This window comes from Phaeovulum sp. (assembly GCF_047638075.1).
GTDB lineage: Bacteria > Pseudomonadota > Alphaproteobacteria > Rhodobacterales > Rhodobacteraceae > UBA6197.
This window is the reverse complement of the sequence record NZ_JBLJBV010000084.1, coordinates 23,805-45,902: the sequence shown is the minus strand read 5'-3', so window position 1 is coordinate 45,902 and position 22,098 is coordinate 23,805. Positions and strand designations below refer to the sequence as shown.

Annotated in this window: 23 protein-coding genes; 15 read left to right on the top strand and 8 right to left on the bottom strand. The window is 59.3% G+C overall.

The features are described 5' to 3' along the window. Positions 1-596 (top strand): glutamate ligase domain-containing protein (locus ACM62R_RS13270; protein ID WP_415184521.1); only part of this gene is annotated, 596 nt, incomplete at its 5' end. A gap of 21 nt (positions 597-617) precedes the next feature. Here ACM62R_RS13270 and zapE read toward each other — a convergent pair. Beyond that, entirely contained in the window at positions 618-1,694 is a 1,077-nt protein-coding gene (gene zapE, locus ACM62R_RS13265) for a cell division protein ZapE (protein ID WP_415184520.1), read from the bottom strand. A 113-nt stretch (positions 1,695-1,807) separates the two neighbouring features. On the opposite strand from zapE, the gene ACM62R_RS13260 reads away from it, so the two are divergent. From ACM62R_RS13260 to lpxK, 4 genes are all read left to right on the top strand, one after another. Then, the gene (locus ACM62R_RS13260; RefSeq protein ID WP_415184519.1) at positions 1,808-2,629 is read left to right on the top strand and encodes a sugar phosphate isomerase/epimerase family protein; all 822 of its coding nucleotides are present in this window, start codon (positions 1,808-1,810) and stop codon (positions 2,627-2,629) included. An 88-nt stretch (positions 2,630-2,717) separates the two neighbouring features. Then, a complete protein-coding gene (locus tag ACM62R_RS13255; RefSeq protein WP_415184518.1) occupies positions 2,718-2,975 on the top strand; it encodes a DUF4170 domain-containing protein in 258 nt (85 codons plus the stop codon). Positions 2,976-2,984: 9 nt separating this feature from the next. Further along, positions 2,985-4,289, top strand: a complete 1,305-nt coding sequence (locus tag ACM62R_RS13250) for a 3-deoxy-D-manno-octulosonic acid transferase (RefSeq protein WP_415184517.1) — start codon at positions 2,985-2,987, stop codon at positions 4,287-4,289. Beyond that, complete coding sequence (gene lpxK / locus ACM62R_RS13245) at positions 4,289-5,290, top strand: tetraacyldisaccharide 4'-kinase (RefSeq protein ID WP_415184516.1); 1,002 nt, start codon at positions 4,289-4,291, stop codon at positions 5,288-5,290. Before ACM62R_RS13250 ends, lpxK begins: the two co-directional genes overlap by 1 nt. 115 nt (positions 5,291-5,405) lie before the next feature. Here lpxK and ACM62R_RS13240 read toward each other — a convergent pair whose 3' ends face one another. Together ACM62R_RS13240 and ACM62R_RS13235 are read right to left on the bottom strand one after the other, a co-directional pair. Beyond that, on the bottom strand, positions 5,406-6,755 hold the full coding sequence (locus ACM62R_RS13240) for a sensor histidine kinase (RefSeq protein WP_415184515.1): 1,350 nt from the start codon (positions 6,753-6,755) through the stop codon (positions 5,406-5,408). Positions 6,756-6,789: 34 nt separating this feature from the next. Further along, complete coding sequence (locus tag ACM62R_RS13235; RefSeq protein WP_415184514.1) at positions 6,790-7,467, bottom strand: response regulator transcription factor; 678 nt, start codon at positions 7,465-7,467, stop codon at positions 6,790-6,792. 170 nt (positions 7,468-7,637) lie between these two features. Between ACM62R_RS13235 and ACM62R_RS13230 the strand changes: the two genes are divergently transcribed. Beyond that, the gene (locus ACM62R_RS13230; RefSeq protein WP_415184513.1) at positions 7,638-8,198 is read left to right on the top strand and encodes an HdeD family acid-resistance protein; all 561 of its coding nucleotides are present in this window, start codon (positions 7,638-7,640) and stop codon (positions 8,196-8,198) included. Positions 8,199-8,643: 445 nt separating this feature from the next. Beyond that, a complete protein-coding gene (locus ACM62R_RS13225; protein ID WP_415184512.1) occupies positions 8,644-10,428 on the top strand; it encodes an ABC transporter ATP-binding protein in 1,785 nt (594 codons plus the stop codon). Positions 10,429-10,607: 179 nt separating this feature from the next. Here ACM62R_RS13225 and ACM62R_RS13220 read toward each other — a convergent pair whose 3' ends face one another. Next, positions 10,608-11,516 carry a LysR substrate-binding domain-containing protein gene (locus tag ACM62R_RS13220; RefSeq protein ID WP_415184511.1) on the bottom strand — a complete coding sequence of 303 codons (909 nt, stop codon included), beginning with the start codon at positions 11,514-11,516 and terminating at the stop codon, positions 10,608-10,610. A gap of 94 nt (positions 11,517-11,610) precedes the next feature. Between ACM62R_RS13220 and ACM62R_RS13215 the strand changes: the two genes are divergently transcribed. From ACM62R_RS13215 to ACM62R_RS13180, 8 genes are read left to right on the top strand one after another with little or no spacing between them, the layout of a single operon-like run. Continuing rightward, positions 11,611-12,735 (top strand): NAD(P)/FAD-dependent oxidoreductase, encoded by a 1,125-nt coding sequence (locus tag ACM62R_RS13215; RefSeq protein ID WP_415184510.1) that lies wholly within the window; start codon positions 11,611-11,613, stop codon positions 12,733-12,735. After that, positions 12,701-13,021: a (2Fe-2S)-binding protein gene (locus tag ACM62R_RS13210; RefSeq protein WP_415184509.1), complete on the top strand. Its 321-nt coding sequence runs from the start codon at positions 12,701-12,703 to the stop codon at positions 13,019-13,021. Before ACM62R_RS13215 ends, ACM62R_RS13210 begins: the two co-directional genes overlap by 35 nt. Beyond that, complete coding sequence (locus ACM62R_RS13205) at positions 13,014-14,393, top strand: FAD-dependent oxidoreductase (protein WP_415184508.1); 1,380 nt, start codon at positions 13,014-13,016, stop codon at positions 14,391-14,393. The genes ACM62R_RS13210 and ACM62R_RS13205 overlap by 8 nt, the downstream gene beginning before the upstream one ends. A 5-nt stretch (positions 14,394-14,398) precedes the next feature. Further along, positions 14,399-15,160, top strand: a complete 762-nt coding sequence (locus ACM62R_RS13200) for an ABC transporter ATP-binding protein (protein WP_415184525.1) — start codon at positions 14,399-14,401, stop codon at positions 15,158-15,160. Positions 15,161-15,188: 28 nt separating this feature from the next. Continuing rightward, positions 15,189-15,977: an ABC transporter substrate-binding protein gene (locus ACM62R_RS13195; RefSeq protein ID WP_415184507.1), complete on the top strand. Its 789-nt coding sequence runs from the start codon at positions 15,189-15,191 to the stop codon at positions 15,975-15,977. Between the two features lie 56 nt (positions 15,978-16,033). Further along, entirely contained in the window at positions 16,034-16,723 is a 690-nt protein-coding gene (locus ACM62R_RS13190) for an ABC transporter permease (RefSeq protein ID WP_415184506.1), read from the top strand. Next, positions 16,720-17,484, top strand: coding sequence for an ABC transporter permease (locus ACM62R_RS13185; RefSeq protein ID WP_415184505.1), 765 nt, complete (start codon positions 16,720-16,722; stop codon positions 17,482-17,484). The genes ACM62R_RS13190 and ACM62R_RS13185 overlap by 4 nt, the downstream gene beginning before the upstream one ends. Positions 17,485-17,498: 14 nt before the next feature. Continuing rightward, complete coding sequence (locus ACM62R_RS13180; RefSeq protein WP_415184524.1) at positions 17,499-17,864, top strand: RidA family protein; 366 nt, start codon at positions 17,499-17,501, stop codon at positions 17,862-17,864. Between the two features lie 202 nt (positions 17,865-18,066). On the opposite strand, the gene leuB is transcribed toward ACM62R_RS13180, so the two are convergent. The 4 genes from leuB to leuD form a co-directional block, all read right to left on the bottom strand. Further along, positions 18,067-19,176 carry a 3-isopropylmalate dehydrogenase gene (leuB, locus tag ACM62R_RS13175; protein ID WP_415184504.1) on the bottom strand — a complete coding sequence of 370 codons (1,110 nt, stop codon included), beginning with the start codon at positions 19,174-19,176 and terminating at the stop codon, positions 18,067-18,069. Between the two features lie 72 nt (positions 19,177-19,248). Beyond that, positions 19,249-20,292 (bottom strand): endonuclease/exonuclease/phosphatase family protein, encoded by a 1,044-nt coding sequence (locus ACM62R_RS13170; RefSeq protein ID WP_415184503.1) that lies wholly within the window; start codon positions 20,290-20,292, stop codon positions 19,249-19,251. A 35-nt stretch (positions 20,293-20,327) separates the two neighbouring features. After that, entirely contained in the window at positions 20,328-21,089 is a 762-nt protein-coding gene (locus ACM62R_RS13165; RefSeq protein WP_415184502.1) for a hypothetical protein, read from the bottom strand. Positions 21,090-21,428: 339 nt separating this feature from the next. Then, positions 21,429-22,034, bottom strand: a complete 606-nt coding sequence (gene leuD, locus ACM62R_RS13160) for a 3-isopropylmalate dehydratase small subunit (RefSeq protein WP_415184501.1) — start codon at positions 22,032-22,034, stop codon at positions 21,429-21,431. Positions 22,035-22,098: the final 64 nt, after the last annotated feature.

Below are 22,098 nucleotides of genomic sequence, written 5' to 3'. Positions count from 1 at the left end.
AAGAACGCGGACGCATGGTGTTTCAGGATGAATCGGGTCTATTGGACCTGCCGCTGCCAAATCTGCCGGGCCCACATCAGATACAAAACGCCGGGGCGGCGCTGGCGGCGCTGCGCCATCTGGGTGCCGATAGCACCGCCTGCGAGGCGGCCCTGACCCGCGCCGAATGGCCCGCCCGGATGCAGCGCCTGCGCCACGGGCCGCTGGTGGAGGCCGCGCCATCGGCTGAACTATGGCTGGACGGCGGCCATAACCCCGCCGGCGGACAGGCCATCGCCGCCACGCTGGCGCGGATGCCCGCACGCGCGACCCATCTGATTGTCGGCATGCTGAACACCAAGGATGTCACCGGCTATCTGCGCCCGCTGGCGGCAGGGACCACCAGCCTGACCGCCGTCTCGATCCCGGACGAGCCAAACACCCTGCCCGCCGAAGCAACCGAGACCGCCGCCCGCGCCGCTGGGTTTACCGCAACCGCACAAGCCAAAACCGTGCTGGACGCGGTGCGCCATCTGGCCAAAACCACCCCCGGCGCGCGGATTCTGATTTGTGGGTCGCTTTATCTTGCCGGGCAAATCTTGCGCGACAACGGCTAGACCCCTAACCCGCCCTGGCATTTAGCCGCCCCAATCCGCAGCCTGCATTTCGCGCAGGCGGCTTGCCGTGCGCTCAAACTCAAAACTGCCCTCGCCCTCGGTATAAAGACTTTCCGGCTGATCTGCGGCCGAACAGATCAGCGCCACCTTGGCCTCGTAAAGCGCGTCAATCAGCGTCACGAAACGCTTTGCCTCGTTATAGTTCGCCGCAGACAGATAGGGGATACCCTCAAGGATCAGCACACGCACGGCTGCGGCAACGGCCAGATAATCCGCCGGGCCCAAGGGCTTGGCGCACAGATCCCAGAAGGACACCCGCGCCACGCCATCATGATGCGCCGGCAGCACCACATCGCGCCCCTTGACCCTCAGGTGCAGCGGCGCGGCCACGCTGCCTGCGGTCAGATCCTGCCAGATCCCGTCGATTGCCTGCGCCGCTTCATGCCCGGCGGGGGTAAAGTAGACCTGCGCACCTTGCAGCCGATGCTGGCGGTAATCTGTTTCACTATCCAGCGCATACACGGTCATCCGCGCCTCGATCAGGCTGATGAAGGGCAAGAACAGCGCCCGGTTCAGCCCGTTGAGGTATAGCGCTTCGGGGGCGCGGTTCGAGGTGGTGACGATCGTTACCCCCAGCTCGAACAGGTATTCAAACAGCCGCCCCACAATCATCGCATCGGCAATATCGGTGATGTGCATCTCATCAAAACACAAAAGCCGCGCGTCTTCAGCGATGGCGGCCGCCACCGGGCGGATCGCATCCGGCGCGCCGGTTTTGCGGGCCTCATTCAGGCCGGCCTGCACCTCTTGCATGAATGCGTGGAAATGCACCCGCCGTTTGGCCGCGATATCGACCGTCTCATGGAACAGATCCATCAGCATCGACTTTCCGCGCCCGACACCACCCCAAAGGTAAAGCCCCTTTGCCATTGGTGCGGGCTTGCCAAAAAGACCGAACAGCCCGTTCTTTTTTGCCGGCCGCTCCAGCATCGCGCGCACGGCTTCCAGATATGGCAAGGCGGCGCGTTGGGCGCTCTCGGCCTGAAGGCTGCCATCTGCCACGCGGGCATCGTAGATTTGGGTCAAGGTCGGCTTCATGGCTCTGCGATAACGTCTGGTTCACACAAAGAAAAGGGCCTGCCCCGGCCGCATGACAATTGATATTGCCCCCGTGTTCCGCCAGCATCGCCCTGCCGATAAAGGAGACCACCATGCCCAAAGACCTGCCCGTGCTGGGCGTCGCCCTTAGCCTCGACATGCTGGCGCTGCACCGCAACTGGATTATGGAAAAGCAACGCGACATTGAAATTCAAAGCTTCTGCTGGCCGATGGTGCAGGAAGATGACATCACCGCCATGACCCCCCGCGCCAAGGCCCTGCTGGATGGTCATACCGGGCGCGTTGGCCTGCATGGTCCCTTCATGTCGTTTTCCATTGATTGCGCTGACCCGCTGATCACCGAGGTAATTCGTGCGCGGATGCTGCGGACCTTGCAGATCTGCGAAGATCTTGGCGCCGATCAGATGGTGGTCCATTCGCCCTACACCACCTGGGATGATGCCAATAACGCCATCAACCCCAGTGCGGCACATATTCAGGTGGAACGCACCCGCTATGTGATGGACCCGGTAATCAAGCGCGCCGAAGACGCCGGCGTGACGCTGGTCATCGAAAATGTCGAAGACAAGAACCCGCATGACCGGGTGGCGTTGGCACGCGCGCTGAATAGCCCGAAGGTCAAGGTCTCGCTTGATACGGGGCATGCGCATTACGCCCATGGCACGACCGGCGCGCCACCGGTTGATGTTTTCGTGCGCGCAGCCGGGGCCGCGTTGGAACATGTTCACCTGCAAGACGCGGACGGCTATGCTGACCGGCACTGGCACCCGGGCCAGGGCACCATCAACTGGCACGCGGTTTTCGCCGCACTGGCCGAACTGCCGAAACACCCCCGCCTTATCCTGGAGGTGAACGACGAACGCGGCATCCGGCGCGGTGCCGATCATTTGATCGGGCTGGGAGTGGCGCTTTGACCACCGTCCAACCGCGCGGTGCGGCTTGAGCCTGCGATCACCTTGGCATAGGGTCTGCGCCACACCACCCCGCATGACAGGAGTCCATATGAGCAACCCCGCAACGCAACGCCTTCACCTGGTATTTGGCGGCGAACTGACCGATCCAGCCCGGACCGAATTCAAGGACGTGAACGATATCCATATCGTCGGCATCTTCCCCGATTATGCCTCGGCGCATCGCGCCTGGAAGGCCGAAGCGCAGCGTACCGTGGACAACGCGCATACGCGCTACTTTCTGGCTCACCTGCACCGCCTGCGTGACGAAGAAATCGCCGCCAGCCCCACCGAAGAGCTGGGCGGCTGATCAAAAGCCATGGCGCGGCCCTTTCCGACGTGGCTTAACCTTGCAACCCGGTCGCGCAAGCCTCGGTTGACGGTGGATGCGCCAACTACCCCGCGCCCGGAAGGGCCGCTGGTCTGGCTACATGCAACCACGCCTGCCGCCCATGCCAGCGCCGGGCAACTTGCCCGCCACATCAGCCACGCCCGCCCCGGCCTTGCGGTATTGCTGTCTGAACAGGGTCTGGACCCCGGCTTGGCTGCGCCAAAATCGGCCAACCCATCAGGCACGCAGGCCGCACATAAAGGGCCCCCCACGAATGAAATCATCGCAACCGCCCCCCCTACCGGCGATGACCCGGCATTGGCACGGGCGTTTATCGACCACTGGCACCCGGATCTGAGCGTGTTTGTCGCCACCACCTTTTCTGCCGACACGCCCCCCACACTCCCCACCGCCCTGATCGAGGCCTGTCACGCCAAGGGGCACCCGTTAATGCTGTGTGACACGCGTTTACCGGCCACGATGGCCCAACGGTTCAACCTGAAACGCCCGCTTTTGCGCGCTCTTTTGGGGCGATTTCGGTTGTTGCTGGTGCAAGATCAGATCAGCGTCACAACGCTGACCCAGCTTGGCGTACCTGCGGACCGCATCGAGGCCCCCGGCACTGTTTCAGAAACCGCCGAGCCACTGCCCTGTTTCGAAACTGAAAGGGCCGCTATTGCCTTGACGCTGCGCGCGCGCCCGGTCTGGCTGGCCATGGCACCCCCCGCAGCCGAGGAAGCGGCCGTTCTGGCGGCGCATTCATATGCCCTGCGTCACGCGCACCGGATGCTGCTGATCCTTCTTCCCGAAGACCCCGGACGCGGCGCCGAACTGGCTGACCAGCTGCAAAGCGAGGGCTGGTCCGTTGCCCGCCGCACAGAAGAAGGCGAGCCCGACGAAGACACCCAGATCCTGATAGCCGACGATCCATCCGAACCGGGGCTGTGGTATCGGCTGGCGCCGGTCACCTATATGGGCGGCACATTGTCCGGCACGGCAATCAATCCACATTCGCCACTGGAACCCGCAGCGCTTGGGTCGGCCATTCTGCACGGCCCGCAAACAGTGCCTTTTGCCGCCGAATACGCCCGTTTGGGCGAGGCCCGCGCCGCCCGGCTGCTGGCTGATGAAAATGCGCTCGCCATGGCGGTGGCCGACCTGATCGCACCGGACAAGGCGGCGGCGCTTGCGCATAACGCCTGGGCGGTCACTTCGGGCGGCTCTGGCGTGGCGGAAACGGTGGTGCGCAAAATTCTGGCGCTACTGGACAACCCCCGCGCCGAGGTCGGGTGATGCGGCCCCCTTTGTTCTGGTTCACCCCCCCGACCAAGCCCACGTTGGCCGCGCGGCTTCTGGCGCCTTTGGGGGCGCTCTATGCCGCGGCCACGGCCCGCCGACTGGCCCGGGGGGGGGCGGGCTTTCGCCCCGGCGTTCCGGTGATCTGCGTCGGCAACCTGAACGCCGGCGGGACCGGCAAAACCCCCACCGTCATAGCGCTGATGCAGCTTTTGACCGAACGCGGGATCACCGCGCATGTTGTCAGCCGCGGCCACGGCGGCAGCCTGCCACGCGGCACAACAACCGCCACCCGCGTCGATGAACGCCGTCACACCGCCGCCGACGTCGGTGACGAACCGCTGCTGCTATCGGCATTTGGCCCCACATGGGTTGCCCAGGATCGCACCATCGCCGCCCGGGCGGCCGTGCAGGCTGGCGCGCAGGCGATTTTGCTGGATGATGGCCACCAGAACCCGGCGCTGCACAAAGACCTGTCACTGATTGTCGTTGACGCGGCCAAGGGGTTTGGCAACGGGCGCTGCCTGCCCGCAGGCCCGCTGCGCGAACCCGTGGCCACCGGCCTTGCGCGCGCCGATCTGCTGCTGTCGATCGGCCCTGCCGCCGCGCAGACCCGCTTTGCCGCGACGTGGCCCAGCCCGTTGCCGCACCTGACCGGCACGCTTGAGCCGCTGGAAACCGGGATGGACTGGCAGGGGCTACCAGTTCTTGCCTTTGCGGGCATTGGTCATCCGGAAAAGTTCTTTGCGACGTTGCACGACCTTGGCGCCCATCTGTTGCGCGCCGAGCCGTTGGACGATCACCAGCCCTTCACGCTGGCCCTGCTGACGCGCCTTGAAACCGAAGCGCGGCTTTTGGGGGCGCAACTTGTCACCACCGAAAAGGATGCGGCCCGTCTGCCCGCCTCTTTTCGGCCCAAAGTGCTGACGCTGCCCGTGCGACTTGCCATTCAAGACCCCGCGCCCCTGCTTGCTGCGCTGGGGCGAATTGGCCTCTAATCCTCTGCCGGTCGACGGATCGAAAGCTGGTTCAGGGCCGGCCACTACCGCGCAGACCCGAATCTTGCGCCGCCTCGCATTTTGCAAGGTTCGGCCTTACTCTGCCCACCTTGCCCTATGCGGTATGAGGGTCTTCTTGCGTGCGGAATTCTATTACGACCCGCAACCCCGGCGCGTTATCCGAAAGCGTGACCTGCGCCCCATGCCGTTCAGCGATAGCCCGAACCAGTGCCAGCCCCAGACCACTGCCCGGCGTGCGGCGGCTGGCATCAAGCCGGTGGAACGGCTCAAACACGGCCTCGCGCGCGGCCTCGGGAATACCTGGGCCAGTATCGGCAACCGTCAGGCGAACAGCGTGCGCCTTTCGGTCAAGACATAGCTGGATCTGATTGCCCATGCCGCCATGGCTAACGGCATTTTGCAGCAGGTTGACGACCATCTGCTGTAACATCGCCGGATCCCCGATGATGTCAAAGCGATCATCGTCCGAGCGCACATAACGCAGGGCCTGCCCCGCATCCTCGGCCACCATTTGATAGGTTTCGGTCAGGTCATCCAGCAACGCGACAAGATCGACGGTGGTGAATGCGGCACCATCGCCGCCCGACTCGATCCGTGAAAGCCGCAGGTAGGCATCGAAAATCCCTGTCATCCTTTCCAATTCGGCCTGTGTATCCTCAACCTCGGCTTGCGGGTCCAGCCCCGCGTCTATCCGGTCAAGCGCGCGTCCCAGCCCAAGATAGGCCCGTGCCAGCGGTGATTTGAGGTCATGGGCGACTGCGGCGGCGGTTGTGCGGGTTGAAACCACCATCCGTGACAGCCGGTCCAGTTGCGCATTCATACGCGCGGCTATTCGGTCGATCTGGTCATTATCGGCCAGGACCGCCATGCGCGCCGTCATATCCCCGGCGGATACCTGAGCCAATGTCGCCTCCATCGCTTCCAGCTTGCTCTGGCTTTTGCGGCTTAGAAGATAGCCCGTGCCCAACATTGTCAGCACAATGACAAAGCCGGCCATGGCCAGGGTCCGAAAAAGGGCATGGTTGACCAAAAGCAGCCGATCCATGCGCTGCCCAACGACAAGTGTATAAGGCTCCATGGTATCGCTAAAATAAAGATAGTCGATCTGGCGGCTTTGGCCCTGACCTTGCGCAGCGGCGACAACACCATCCAGCGGCCCGCTTTGCCACCCGGCCCCATCAGGCCGTAAAAGCATGTTGCCCGCGATCAGCACACCGTCTGGATCAAACAAGCCGATCACGCGATGTTCGCCTGCGGTAAAACGCGTGGCGGTTTCAATCAACTCGGTCAGGGGAGTTAGCCCTTCGTGCCGGTAATCGGTTTCGAAAAGCGTCCACCTAGACTGAATATCCACGCGTAATTCTTCTGTCAGGCTACGCTCGACGTATATGTGCGATACCACCCCGACCGAAACAAGAACGGCCAGAAAAACCATCGCTGACATCAAGACAGCCGTGAATGCGGCCCCCGAAAGGACGTTACCGCGGTCCATGCAGCGAATATCCGGTGTTGCGGATCGTATGGATCAGGGGCGTATCAAAAGGTTTGTCGATCTTGGTGCGCAATCGGCTCATGTGGGTTTCAACAACCGTGGTGTTTGGCTCAAAGTTGAAATTCCACACTCGCTCCAGCAACATTGTGCGTGTCACCACGCGCCCGGCGTTACGCATCAAAATTTCCAGCATTGCGAATTCCTTGGCGTGAAGCTCAATCACCTTGCCCTGACGGGTTGCCGTGCGGGACAAGAGGTCAAGATGCAGATCGTGAACATCAATCGCATGGGTTTCACCGCTATCGTATTTTCGCCGGGTGACTGTTTCGATCCGAGCCAGAAGTTCTGAAAAATGAAAGGGTTTGACCAGATAATCGTCGCCACCCGCTGACAGGCCTTCGACCCTGTCTTCGACCTGCCCCATAGCGGTCAAAAACAATACCGGCAGGTCCTTATGTGCTGCGCGCAGCGCCTTGAGCACCGAAAGCCCGTCCATCCCCGGCATCATCCGGTCCAATATGGCCATATCGCAATCATTATATAGGCAATAGCTAAGCGCGTCCCGCCCATCAGCCACGCGATCGACGCTGTGGCCATTTTCAACCAGCCCCGCCGACATGTATTCGGCCATCTTTTCATCGTCTTCGGCCAACAGGATTTTCATGGGCAGCTCCGTACTTTACCCAGAGATTACGCACTGCGCACAGCTTCAGCCAGCTTTTCCGTGAATCTTGCACAGAAGTAAGGTTCAGATGAGTTTCGCGGATAGGTCAAAGATTAAAGGAGTTCCAGCTGGCTGGTTGTCGGAATCCGCCATCATTGAGGAATACAAAGATGAACGCACAAGATCACTCATTTGCAGGCACGGCGCACAAACCCACATTTTCAAAGCGGCTGACACATATCGGAATTGTGTTTGCCGCAATCGGGCTATTGGCCATTTTATTGCCCGGATGGGCCACACTCGCAGGCGAAATCCTGATTGCCTGGATGCTTTTGCTGTGGGGCGTGGTCGGCCTTTGGTTTGCCTGGGAAATGCGGCCGGCGAAAGAATGGTTTTATGGCGCTATCCTATTCGGACTTACGCTGCTGCTAGGTCTGGTGTTCCTGCTATTTCCGGGGGTCGGGATCGCAACATTGACCATTGTGATGATCATTGTTTTTCTGATGGAGGGGATCGTTTCCATCCTACTGGGCCTGCGGATCAGTGGCCATTTGCGCAGTTGGGGGTGGATGGTATTCAGCGGAATTTGTTCACTGATTGTGGGTGCCATCATCCTTTTTGGCTGGCCTGAAACGGCCGTCTGGACGCTGGGTCTGCTACTTGGTGTAAACTTCCTCTCAAGCGGCCTGTCTCTGATCATGCTGGGAAAAAACGTCAAAGAAACCCTCTGACATAGTAAGATCAGCAAGACCCGGTGCCGCAACCTGCCAGATTTATCACGCCCACCGGCAGGCTTTTTACCGCGAAGGTGAATCGGGTCTTTGATCTGATCGCCAAGGCTGCACCGGGCCGGGCCGAGGGCCAGGCGCAGCCCCATGTGATAACCGTTAGGGGCGCTGCCGGCCAGTCAACGAACGGCCGGCAGCGTTGACGATATGCAGCCGGCTGCCGCACGGATAGGCCAAGTTGCGATCAGCACTGGACCCCACTTTTCTATCGACTTGACGTCATTGGAAAGAAGGGGTGGTCACCGCACATGCAAAAGTGGCACAACAGCGCTGTTTGACACCGGAAAGCTGGTCGGCAAGAAGCAGGCTTTCAGAAGCTAAACGGTAGTAAGGAATCGTCTGCGCGTCAGCATCGCCGCAAAGTTGCCCCAGCCGGAGAAGAAACCCTATGCACAAAGCGAATGCCCTCATTGGAAAAACACTGAAGAAGATGGGTGCAAACAGCTTGTTGATGCGTTTGTTGCTGGAGAGCATTCCGCAGCATCGCAAACGCTACGCCTTTGCCATACTCTCGATGGTTCTCGTTGCGCTTACCACAGGTGCCAGCGCATGGATAATGGGCGAGATTGTCGATGCGATGACCGATTCAGAAAACCGGGCGCGGGTTTTCTATGTGGCGGGCGGGGTGGTCCTGACCTTTTTCCTCAAGGGAATCGCGTCTTACGCCCAGGCAACGCTGATGGCGCGCGCTGGCAATCGAATTGTGGCTGAAAAACAGACGACCCTTTACAATCGTTTATTGGAGCAGGGGCTGACCTTTTTCAACGCGACCGAATCTTCGGATGTTCTTTTGCGCGTCACACAAAGTGCACAAATGGCGCGAAACGTGATTGATACGATAGTTACAGGGTTCGTAAGGGACCTTCTAACGCTTATCGCACTGGTTTCGGTGATGGTATATCAACAGCCCCTTCTTTCAATAATATGTCTCTTCGTGGGTCCGGCCGCGCTCTTTGGAGTGCAGAAAATTCTAAGGAACGTGCGCTCGGTGATGGCACAGGAAATGGCCGGACTTACCGAGATCATCAAGGTCGTTCAGGAAACAGCCGTGGGTGCGCGGGTGGTAAAGTCCTTTGCGCTAGAACGTATGATGTCAGAAAGAATGGATCTGGTTGTTCGTCAGGTGGAATCACGTGCGAACAAGATGGTCCGGCTACAGGCGGCGACGGCGCCACTGATGGACACGATAACCGGCCTCGCGATAGCCGGAATTGTCATTCTGAGTGCTGTCGACATTTTTGGAAATCCTGCGGGGACGGCAGGGCAGCTCATGTCTTTTGTTACGGCCTTCCTGATGGCCTATGAACCGGCGAAACGGCTTTCGAAAATGCGGATTAGTATTGAGGCCGGAATGATTGGGGTTCGCATGATGTATGAACTTATCGATCAGCCGATAACCATGACCGAAAGCAGTAATTCCGTGACCCTTCCGGAAGGGCCCGTTTCGCTGAAACTCGACAATATTCGTTTTGGATACGATCCCTCCAACCCCGTTGTTGACGGCATCACATTTGAATTTCCACAGGGGCAAACCACCGCGCTTGTGGGGCCATCCGGAGGTGGGAAATCTACGCTTCTTAACCTAATCCTGCGCCTTTATGACCCGCAGGAGGGGCGGATCTTGCTAGGGGGGCATGATCTGCGAGAGATTTCATTCGCCAGCCTTAGAAAATCCATTGCGTATGTTGGTCAGGATACGTTCCTGTTTTCCAATACCGTCATGGAAAATCTTCGCATCGCAAGGCCAATGGCCAGCGATGACGAGGTGCGCGAGGCGGCGCGTATTGCGCATGCTGACGAATTTGTCATGAGACTGCCGCTGGGGTACAATACGCCAATCGGTGAAAACGGCACCTTCCTGTCAGGGGGGCAACGGCAAAGGCTTGCCATTGCGCGCGCGGTGCTCAGGCGTGCGCCTGTTCTTCTTCTTGATGAAGCAACCAGCGCGCTCGATAGCCATTCAGAGGTGTTGGTTCGTGACGCTTTGGAGCGGATAACCAAGGGTGTGACCACCATTGTGGTTGCGCACCGCCTGTCTACGGTGCTGCGCGCTGAAAGAATTTGCTATGTGGAAGAAGGCAAATTGGTTGAGACGGGCACCTTGTCCGGTTTACTTGCCAACGGTGGCAAGTTCCGACAGCTATATGACCAGCAATTCAGCAAAGGCCTTTAACGGGCTGCTGAAAGATCGGCGCTCGGCGCGATGACTGCAACAATATCGGGCCGCATTCATCGCGGGGGGTAAAGCATCTGGGTTGCGCCGCAAACCTGTCCGGAAACGCAGGGCCCCTTCAAGGGGCGCCTTGGGTCACAACGTCCGTCATCCGAAAATGTGCCAATAGCCCACTGGTTTCAGCCACCAAGCAGTTCCCCAAATCGCGCCTCAACCAGTTCTAGAAAGCGCGTTGCCACACGCGAGGGTTCGCGCAGTGCGGGCAAGAGCAGATCGTAGCGGAACGGTTGTTCTGGGTGCAGATGGCGCGTGATGATCTTTCCTGTCGCCGCAAAATTAGCGGCTGTTACCGGCTCGACGATCGAGATACCCGCACCCTTTGCGACAAGTTCGCAGATGGATGCCGATAGCTGGGCTTCTGCGACGATCCGTGGACGGGCATTGCCGATGGCAAAGAAAATATCGGTCTCGGACCGGGTGGCGATTTCTGCACCAAGCGCCACAAAGGGTTGTTCATCAAAATCGGCCGGCTCCAATCGGTCCTTTTGCCCCAGCGGATGCCCGATCGGTAGAACGGCCTGCATGGGCGCGGTAAAGATCGGGCTGCGCCGCACTGCCGGATGGTCATTTTCAAGCGCCGCAAACCCGAGGTCGAACTGCTGCGAACTCAGGTGCCGCAAGACCGCTTGAGAGCTTCGCGCCCGAAGCGAGACGATGATCCCCGGTTCCAGCTTGATAAAGGCCCCGATCACATCGGGCAGAAACTTGAGCGCCAGCGCAGGCATACCCGCGATCAGCAGACTTCCGCGACGAAAATCACGAATGTCATCAATAACGCGGGAAATCTCGGCCAGGCCGACAAAGGACCGCTCTACCTCTTCGTAAAGCGCCAGCGCCTCTGATGTCGCAACCAGCTGCCGTCCGCGTCGCTCAAAAAGCTTGAAACCTGTGACAGTTTCAAGATCGGCGAGTATCCTGCTGATCGAAGGTTGAGTCGTATTAAGCACGCCGGCCGCAGCCGTGACTTTTCCGGTCTCTATCACTGCGCGGAACGCTTCAAGTTGGCGGTGGGTAAGGCGGTTCAGCATGATGTGGATACATACCATGAATGAATGATTATAACAAAATAAAGAATTTTTCGTATGAATGATTTTATGCGATTTTCAACTGCGGAGGAATCGCATGGCAACCCAAACATCAGAAATTACGATCATCGGCGGTGGCGTCGTGGGCCTGTCAATTGCGATTGGCCTTTTGCAGGCAGGGCGCCGGGTGACAATACTTGACGGCGCCGACGGAGACTTTCGCGCATCGCAGGGAAATTTCGGTCTTGTGTGGCTGCAAGGCAAAGGTGCCGACTTTGCGCCCTACGCGGAATGGACACGCGATGCCGTTACCGCCTGGCCCCAATTTGCGGCGATGCTGGAAGAGATGTCCAACCTCAAATTGGCGCTGTCACAGTCAGGCGGGTTTGAGTTTTTTACGGATACGACGGAATTTGATCAGTTCAGGGCATCGCTGGAACGGCAGCAGGCGCATCTCGGGAATCGGTTCAGCCACGAAATCATTGGCCCTGATGACCTGCGGCGGATGTATCCGGGGATCGGGTCGGGTGTCGTCGGGGCCACCTTTTGTGCAGCCGACGGCCATGTAAACCCGCTGCGTTTACTTAGGGCGCTACGTTGCGCGGTCACGGCGCTGGGGGGTAATCTGGTTTCGGATGCTTTGATAACCAGCATTTCGCCATCAATGTCAGGGGGGTTTGATCTGTCATTGCAGAACGGAAATCATCTTGGGGCGGACCGCGTCATCCTTTGCGCGGGCCTTGGCACATCGCAATTGGCGGCACAATTGGGCTTTGAAACCCGCGTCCGGCCACAGCGCGGCGAATTGTTGATTACCGAAAAGCTGGCCGACCGGCTTCCGTTCTTGTCCAGCACGATCCGGCAGGTAGATGAGGGCGGCGTGCAGATCGGTGGGACCAAGGCCGACGCTGGCCCCGATGACAGTGAGACGCTTCCCATCATGGCGCAGTTGGCGCGCCATGCAGTGACGGTTCTTCCTGCTCTGGCCGATGTTCGGGTCGTCCGCGCCTGGGGTGCGCTGCGCGTGGTATCGCCGGATGGCTATCCGGTCTACGCGCGGTCAAAACAGCATCCCGGCGCCTATCTTGTAACTTGTCATAGCGGCGTCACGCTGGCCTCTCTTCATGCGACCGTACTGGCCGAATGGATCGACGATACTTCACGCGCACCAAATCTGGAGGCATTCGATGAAAATCGCTTCGCGCTTTCTGGCGCGGCCTGAGGCTGCCAGGGCCATAAAATTGACGTTGGATGACCAGCCCATCACGGCACATCCCGGCGATACGGTCGCGGCGGCACTGCTTGCGCATTCGGGCGACGCCGCACGCCATACCGTCAAGGGTGCGCCCCGTACGGCCTTTTGCATGATGGGTGTCTGTTTCGATTGTCTGGTTGAGGTTGACGGGCGACCGAATGTTCAGGGCTGTATGATTGCCGTCCGCGATGGCATGGTTTTGCGGCGACAGCATGGATTGCGCCCTTTGATCGGAGGCGGCGAAGATGCGTGACACCGATTTGATCATCGTCGGCGCAGGCCCCGCTGGAATGGCCGCCGCCGCCACCGCCGCAAACGGCGGCGCGCGTGTGTTGCTGCTGGATGAACAGCCCCGTGCCGGTGGGCAAATCTTTCGCAATGTGGCCGCGGGTGGTGCGGAACGCCCCTATCTTGGCAAGGAATACACGGCGGGAAAACCGCTTGTTGCGGCGCTTGATCACCCAAATATAACCGCCAAATATGGCGCAACCGTCTGGCGTCTTGAGGCGGGACCACGCCTTATCTGGTCCCGCGATGGGGGAAGCAATGTCAGCTGCGCACCCCACATCCTTTTGGCAGGCGGGGCGCAAGAACGCCCGGTTCCATTTCCGGGGTGGACGCTGCCCGGGGTGATGCCGGCAGGTGCGGCGCAGATACTGATGAAAACCGCAGGGCTTTTGCCGCGCGACGCGGTCTTGGCCGGGTCCGGGCCGCTTCTTTATCTTATTGCGGCACAGATGATCGACGCAGGCACACCGCCAAAAGCGATGGTGGAAACGCAGTCACAGGCGATGATGTTGCGCGCCCTGCCACGACTGCCCCGCGCACTTCTTGGCGCAGGCACGCTGATCAAGGGCCTTGGCCTTATACGCAAAATCCGGGCCGCTGGCGTGGCGCGGTATACCGGTGCCTCTGGCTTCAAAGCCGCCACGACGAAGGACGGCACGATCGCCTTTTCTTTTGTTGCCAAGGGGCGTGAACACCATATGGACACGCCCATCCTTTTGACGCATCAGGGCGTTGTTCCCGCAACCCACTTAAGCCGCGCCGCGGGGATCGTTCATGCCTGGAACGAGGCACAGCAAGCGTTTCAGCCGGTAGTTGATTCATGGGGCCGGACCAATGTTTCAGGCATTCATGTGGCAGGTGACGGCGCCGGGATTGGCGGCGCCGAGGCTGCCCAAGCGGCGGGGCGATTGGTGGCACTGGATGTCTTGCATCTTTCAGGGAAAAGCAGCCAGGCGGCGCGCGATCAGCGCTCTGTGCCAGAACGTGCCACGCTGCGCCGCGCGCTGGCAATCCGGCCATTTCTTGACGCTGTCTATGCGCCCCTTCCAGAATTTCTATCCCCCCCAGACGACACAATTGTGTGCCGCTGCGAAGAGGTCACCGCGGGCGATATCCGCCGGTCACTGCAAGAGGGCGCGAACGGCTTGAGGCAGGTCAAAACCGCAACACGCGCCGGAATGGGCCCGTGCCAAGGCCGGATGTGCGACTTGACGGTGCGCGGCATCCTATCATCCTGCGGGGCCACCCCCGCAACACCACGCGCCCGCAGCCCCATAAAACCCATCTCACTTGGCGAATTGGCGGCACTCACATCTCAACAGGAGACATCAGCATGACCGGCATTTCCGCCCTGAGGGTCGACAACCTGCACAAGAGCTTTGGCGACCACGAGGTCATCAAAGGGGTGTCGATGGAGGCGCAAAAGGGGGACGTGATTGCAATCCTCGGCGCCTCGGGCTCGGGCAAGAGCACCTTCCTGCGCTGCATCAACCTTTTGGAGACACCGAATTCAGGCGATGTCTATCTGGGCGGTGAAAAAATCCGCATGAAGAAAAACCGTCATGGCGAAATGGTCCCCGAGGATATCCGGCAGGTCGAGCGCATGCGTGCAAGGCTTTCGATGGTTTTCCAGGGCTTCAACCTTTGGTCCCACATGACGGTCATGGAAAACGTGCTGGAAGGCCCGCTTTACGTTCAAAAGACCCCCAAGGCCGAGGCCCGGGAAAAAGCCAAGGCGCTGCTTGCCAAGGTCGGGTTGGCCAACCGCGCCGACTATTATCCCGCGCATCTTTCGGGTGGCCAGCAACAGCGGGTGGCAATTGCCCGGGCACTGGCAATGGACCCCGATGTGATGCTGTTTGACGAGCCAACCTCGGCGCTGGACCCCGAACTTGTGGGTGAGGTCCTGACTGTGATGCGCAACCTGGCCGAGGAAGGCCGGACCATGCTGGTCGTGACCCACGAGATGGGCTTTGCGCGCGATGTATCGTCAAAGACAGTGTTTCTACATCAGGGCGAGGTCTGCGAAGAAGGCCCGCCGCGCAAGCTTTTTGCTAACCCCGAAACTGAACAGTTCAAGGCCTTTTTGTCGCGCATGAACTGACAAAACCCATCTGAAGGAGGAAACAACCATGAAAAGAAGAACATTGTTCGCAACCGTGGCGGCGCTGGGGATCGCGCTAAGCAGCACAGCCGCTGTAGCAGAAACCCTGCGCATCGGGGTTGAAGCCGCCTATCCGCCGTTCTCCTTCAAGGATTCCGATGGAACACTTGGCGGTTTCGATATCGACATTGCCAAGGCGCTTTGTGCCCAGATGCAGCGTGAATGCGAACTGGTCGAACAGGAATGGGATGGGATGATCCCGGCACTGAAGGCCAAGAAATTCGACGCCATTGTCGCCTCTATGTCGATCACCGAAGAGCGCAAGCATCAGATCGACTTTTCTGACAAATACTATCAGACCCCGGCGCGGCTGGTCGCCAGGAAAGATGTGACATTTGAGGGCACACCCGAGGGATTGACGGGCAAGCGTATCGGCGTGCAGCGCGGCGCAACCCACCAATGTTATGCCGAGAAAATGTTCCCCGGCGCCGAGATCGTGCTTTATGGAACACAAGAAGAAGTATTCCGGGACCTCGCGCTAGGTCGGATCGACGCCCAGTTATCGGATTCGCTGATTGCTTACGAAAGCTTCCTGTCAAAGGAAGAGGGGGCCGATTATGCCTTTCTTGGTGGCGATCATCTTGACGTGGAATGCTACGGCGAAGGCGTCGGCATAGCTGTTCGCAAAGGCGATGCAGAACTGCGCGACGCGCTAAGCGCCGCCATCACCGCGATCCGCGAAAATGGCACCTACGCCAAAATCAACGATACGTATTTTGCTTTCGATATCTACGGCGGCAGCCCCGCCGCGAAATGAGCTGAACCGACAGGGCCGCATGCCGCGGCCCTGTTTTTTTCCGAAAGGACCCGGCGATGGACCTCATTTTCGAATATCGATCACAGCTGATGGCTGGCGCGGCCATGACAGTTCAACTCGCGCTGGCGTCCCTGATTATTGCGGTGGTGTTCGGGCTTTTGGGGGCTTGGGCCAAGCTGTCCGCCAGCCGGATCGCACGGCGGTTGGCGCAAATCTATACGACAATCGTGCGGGGTATCCCGGATCTGGTCCTGATCATGTTGGTGTTTTATGGCGGGCAAGTAACGCTGAACGCTATGGGCGACCTGACCGGGCTTTGGGGTTATATCGAGATCAGCCAATTTGTTGCTGGCGCAGGAACCATTGGCGTGATCTTCGGCGCCTATTTCACAGAAACCTTTCGCGGCGCGATCATGGCAATCCCGCGCGGGCAAATCGAGGCTGGTATCAGTTGCGGCATGCCCCGTTTGCTGATCTTTCGCCATATCATCTGGCCGCAGATGGTGCGCTACGCATTACCGGGTTTTACAAATAACTGGCTGGTACAGCTCAAGACGACCGCGCTTGTCTCGGTCATCGGGTTACAGGATCTTGTCTATAATGCGTTCACGGCCGGCCGGTCGAGCGGGCAGCTCTTTACCTTTATGGCGGCGGCGTTCGTAATTTACCTGATCCTGACCGGCCTGTCGGACATTGCATTTCGCATGCTGGACCGGCGCTATAGCCGCGGCGTGGAAAGGGCATGACCATGGAGCAAATCCTGTCCTATATCCCGCTTGATATTTCACTGATCGCTGAAAATTTCGACAGGTTCCTTTATGGGGTCTGGACAACGTTGAACCTGACGTTTCTCGCGCTTTTCGTTGGGGGCCTGCTGGCAATTCCAATGGCGATAGCGCGGGCTTCGCATCACCGGGTTCTGAATCCCATTATCTGGGCTTACACCTATGTTTTCCGCGGCACGCCGCTTTTGGTGCAAACATACCTGATCTACTACGGTTTCGGCCAGTTTGAGTTTATCCGCAAAAGCTGGCTTTGGGAGCCGGTCTTGTCTTCGGCATGGTGGTGCGCGCTGATTGCTTTCACGTTGAATACCGCGGCCTATTCCACAGAACTGTTGCGCGGCGCCATCGTCGACACCCCGAAAGGCGAGGTCGAGGCCGCCATCGCCACGGGCCATTCCTACACCGGACGTATGCGCCGCATCATCCTGCCGTCGGCTTTCCGCCGGGCCATTCCCGCCTATTCAAACGAGGTCATCTTTATGTTGCACGGATCGGTTGTCGCCAGCACGATCACCTTGCAAGACATCCTGGGCGTCGGGCGTTGGCTGAACGGGCGCTACTATCTGGCCTATGAGGGTTTTATCACCGCGGCCCTGCTTTATTTCCTTATCGTGCTTTGCATCACATCGGCCTTTCGCTGGCTGGAACGGCGCTATCTGCGTCATTTGACACGCCGCGAAACGCCGCAAACCCCCAAAATAAGCCCGGAGCCAGCCCCATGACCCAAAAGACACACATGATTGACCGGATGCACACCAACACCAGGATGAGCCGCATCGTGACGCATGACGGAACGGTATATCTGTGCGGTCAGGTTGGTGATGGCATTGATATCGCCGCACAAACCAGCGATTGCCTGTCTCGCATTGATACGCTTCTGATCGAGGCGGGATCGTCACGCAAACATATTCTTCAGGCGGTGATCTGGCTGGCTGATATGTCCGATTTTGATGCAATGAACGCGGTTTGGGATGCCTGGGTGCCCCAAGGATATGCCCCAGCGCGGGCCTGCGGTGAGGCGCGTCTGGCCGGTGATGACCTGAAGGTTGAAATCATCATCACCGCCGCTGAAACCGGGGCTGACGGGGGACCCAGCAAATAATGCAAAAGCGATGCGGATTGATTGGTCTGCCGGTAGCCTGCGGCAAGCGGCGCCGCAGGCACTGACAGGCCAGGATCGCAGCGCCACTTTTTTATCTTGGGGCGCCACGCCTATAGCCCTCTGACCCGCAACCATTCGGGACGGGATACCCTGACCGGACCCAAGCACAACTTGCCGGCACGGTGATTATGTCAGCAGCCTGTTACAGGCTGCTGTTCAACGCCGCGATGATGACATCACCCATTTCCGAGGTTGAGATCGGCTTGCCACCCTCGGGGCCCATCAGATCAGCCGTGCGGGCACCCTCTGTCAGTACCTTCTCTACGGCTTTTTCCAGCCGCGTCGCCTCATCGCCCAGATCAAAGCTGTAACGCAGCGCCATCGCAAAAGACAAAATACTGGCGATAGGATTGGCTTTGCCCTGACCCGCGATATCTGGCGCCGATCCGTGCACCGGTTCATACAGCGCTTTTGGGCGACCGTTGGCCATGGGTGCCCCCAGCGACGCCGAGGGCAACATCCCAAGGCTACCCGTCAGCATCGCCGCACAATCCGACAGCACATCGCCAAACAGGTTGTCGGTGACGATCACGTCAAACTGCTTTGGCCAGCGGACAAGCTGCATCGCACCGTTGTCGGCATACATGTGCGACAGTTCCACCTCGGGGTATTCGTTGTCGTGAACCCACTGCACCTCTTCACGCCACAGAATGCCCGATTCCATGACGTTGGCCTTCTCCATCGAGCAGACCTTGTTGCCACGCCGCTTGGCCAGCTCAAACGCCGAACGCGCCACGCGGCGAATTTCGTCCGTGGTGTAGCGTTGGGTGTTGATGCCAACGCGACCACCCTCATTATCGGGGAAAATCCCGCGCGGTTCGCCAAAATAGATGCCCGAAGTCAGTTCGCGCACAATCATGATATCAAGGCCCGCCACCACGTCTTTCTTAAGGCTGGAAAAATCGGCCAACGCATCAAAGCACTGCGCCGGACGCAGGTTTGAAAACAGGTCCATTTCCTTGCGCAACCGCAACAGACCGCGTTCCGGCTTTACGCTGAAATCCAGCGTGTCGTATTTTGGCCCCCCTACGGCACCCAGCAACACCGCGTCGACTTCCTGCGCGCGCGCCATGGTTTCGTCCGACAAGGGCGCACCATGCGCGTCATAGGCAACACCGCCGACTAGCCCTTCAGACACGTCAAAGTGGATGTCGCGCGTGTCACCATACCAGGTGATGACCTTTTTCACTTCGGCCATGACTTCGGGGCCGATACCGTCACCGGCAAGAATAAGGATCGAGGGGTTCGCCATTGCTGTCTCCAACCGAAAATAGGGTTGGTTGCGGCGTAACGGCTGGGCGACGCATGGTCAAGCGGCAGCCCTTCAGGGCAAGGCAATATCGACCCAGACCAGCCGATGGCGCGATGCCGTCTGTACCGCCACCGCAAGCGGTTCATCAGGGGTAGGCCAAAGGACGCCCGAGTTGGTAACCGTCAGGCTGGCAGCGGGCAGGATGTAATCGGCGCGCATATTGCCGGGGCCGGGGCTATCGGGCCAGTCGGCAGTGTCGTGCGCCGCATCGCCCCGCTGACCTGCGTTCGGGCCACCCTGCGCGGCCGCAGCCAATGGGCCGCCCAGACTGCGCGGGGCCGGGTCTTGCACCAAGGGGTGGGCAACAAGGGCCGCCAATGCCTCGGCCCGCCCTTCACCATCTATCAGATCCAGATTGGCATCGCCCAGAATGATAAACGGGGCATCCGGCACGGGGGGGAACGCCCCTTCCAGATACCGCAGCCACAGCGCGGTTTCGTCATGGTTGCGACGGCCGTTCCGGTCTTCGGGGCCGTCAAAAACCGGCGGGGTCGCAGCATAGGCCCAAAGATGCAGCGCGCTGCCATCGGGCAACTGCAAGGGCACATCCCAATGACCCGTGGTCGAAAGCCGCTGCACCGCCGCAGCATCGGGTGCAAGTCCCGCGCCCGCCATCAGATTTCCGGGCAGGTCACGCCACAGCATTGACGTAAAGTCGCGGGCTTGATCGGTGGCAATCGGCAGGCGCGACAGAATGGCCATCCCCTTTTGCCCTGCAAACCGGCCATAGCCCTGCGCATCGCGCGCCTCGCCCAGACGGCCGTTGCCGTTGAGGTCCAGCCCCGTCGCCATCCCGGTATTGGGGCGCAGCGCAAAGCGGTGCGGATATGCGGCACCACGGACGGCAAGCCGCGCCTCAAACGCGGTCAGCGCGGCGCTGTCATGGTCCCAGTCAAACCCGGTCAGCAAGATCACATCAACCGCAGCGGCGGCAATCACATCGGCCACCGCCTCAATCTGGGGGTCGTCACCCTTGGCGATATCGCGCAACAAAAGGCCGGGGCCCTTGCGCGACAGATCGGGCGAATAGGTTGCCACGCGCAATGTATCGGCCATGACGGGAAGCAGGCCGCAAACCCAAAACGCCAGCGTCAGGCCGTAGCAAAGCTGCTTTCGTCCTGATGCTCTTGTTCGCGCTGCTGTTCGATCATCGTGGCGATGCGCCCCATGGCAATGCCGCGCATGAACAGACTTGCCGGAAGAAATGCCCATGCGCTTACCGTCCAGACCATTGTTTGCGGAGATTCCAGTGTAACAGGCGAAAAGCCCGTGGAAACCAGTTTCACCAACGCCGGAATAACAAACGGCAACACAAAGCCAAGCCCTACATTGAACCAGGCATCACGGCGCAACCGGTCAACAACATCCCCACCCGCTGTAGGGTCAAACGTTGGCAGGTTCACCCAAACGTTGAACCCGCCAATGCTGTGCGGCCAACCGATAGTGCGCAAGATCACCACAAAATAACCAAGCGTTATCAACGATATAATATAGCTTATGCCACCCGCGGTACGAACCATATCAATATGGCGCACATCGGCGTCAGCGGGCAGCATCAGCACCAAAAGCCGCACCGGGCTATAGGGTACGTCGATTGACTGGGCAACGGAAGCACCCAGAACCTCGACAAAGCGGGTCAGCGTTGTGGGTTCGGCGTGGCTGGTGACGACAATCGACAGCAGCATCACCGTGACCAAAAGCGACACAAAGCGGATACGGTTGAACGGGGGCGCGTCGCGGAACTCTACCAGGCCGGGGTAGGCAGAGGCGTATTCAAAGAACGTCAACGCCGCCGCAAACATGGCCATAAGCGCCACAATCTGCGTTGTGTCAGACCCAACCCCAGGTATCATCAATGATGGTGTCGCAATCAGAAGTATTACCAGCACAGCGCGAAAAAGCGCCCCCGAAAGACGTGAAACCACTGTCCTAACCCTCTTCCCCGGACGACCCCGATGCGATGCCGGTGTCTTGTTCCGTATTATTGCCGCCAATTGTGGCGGGATGCCTTATTTGCGCCTTGATTCTGCCCATATCCGCTTCCTCTGGCAATCAATTGTTAAGAATAAGGAATTCTTTGAGGCAATTTGACGGAAGGAGTGGTGCGCGATTGCATCAATATTCAAGCAATAAAAAGGCCGCCTATGGCAATGACCCACAGGCGGCACAAAATGTAGTGGCGATGGCAGGGATCAGACCCAGGGGCGCGATTGGTTTGCGGCCATCTCGAACGTGTCGATAGAGTCGATCTTTTGCATCGTCAGGCCGATATCATCCAAGCCATTCAACAGGCAGTGTTTCTTGAACGGGTCCACGTCAAACGCAAAGGTTTGTCCGTCAGACGAAGTGACCGTCTGCGTCTCCAGATCGACGGTGATGCGGGCGTTCGCGCCTTTTTTGGCGTCCGCCATCAGCACGTCAATCGCCGCCTGCGGCAGCACAATCGGCAGAATGCCGTTCTTGAAACAGTTGCTATAGAAAATGTCGGCAAATGAGGTGCTTATGACCGAGCGGATGCCAAAATCGTGCAGCGCCCACGGGGCATGTTCGCGCGATGAGCCACAACCGAAGTTCTCTCCGGCAATGATGATTTCAGCCTTGCGGTAAGCGGGCTGGTTCAACACAAAGCCCGGAATTTCCTTGCCGTCCTGCGTAAAGCGCATTTCGTCAAACAGGTGCACGCCAAGGCCCGAACGCTTGATCGTTTTCAGGAATTGCTTGGGGATGATCATGTCGGTGTCGATGTTGACCAGCGGCATGGGGGCCGCGATACCGGTCAGGGTGGTGAATTTATCCATGGTGGATCAGGTCCTGAAAAGGGGCACGGAACGGGGGGCCGGCCGGTACGGAAACGGTGCACAA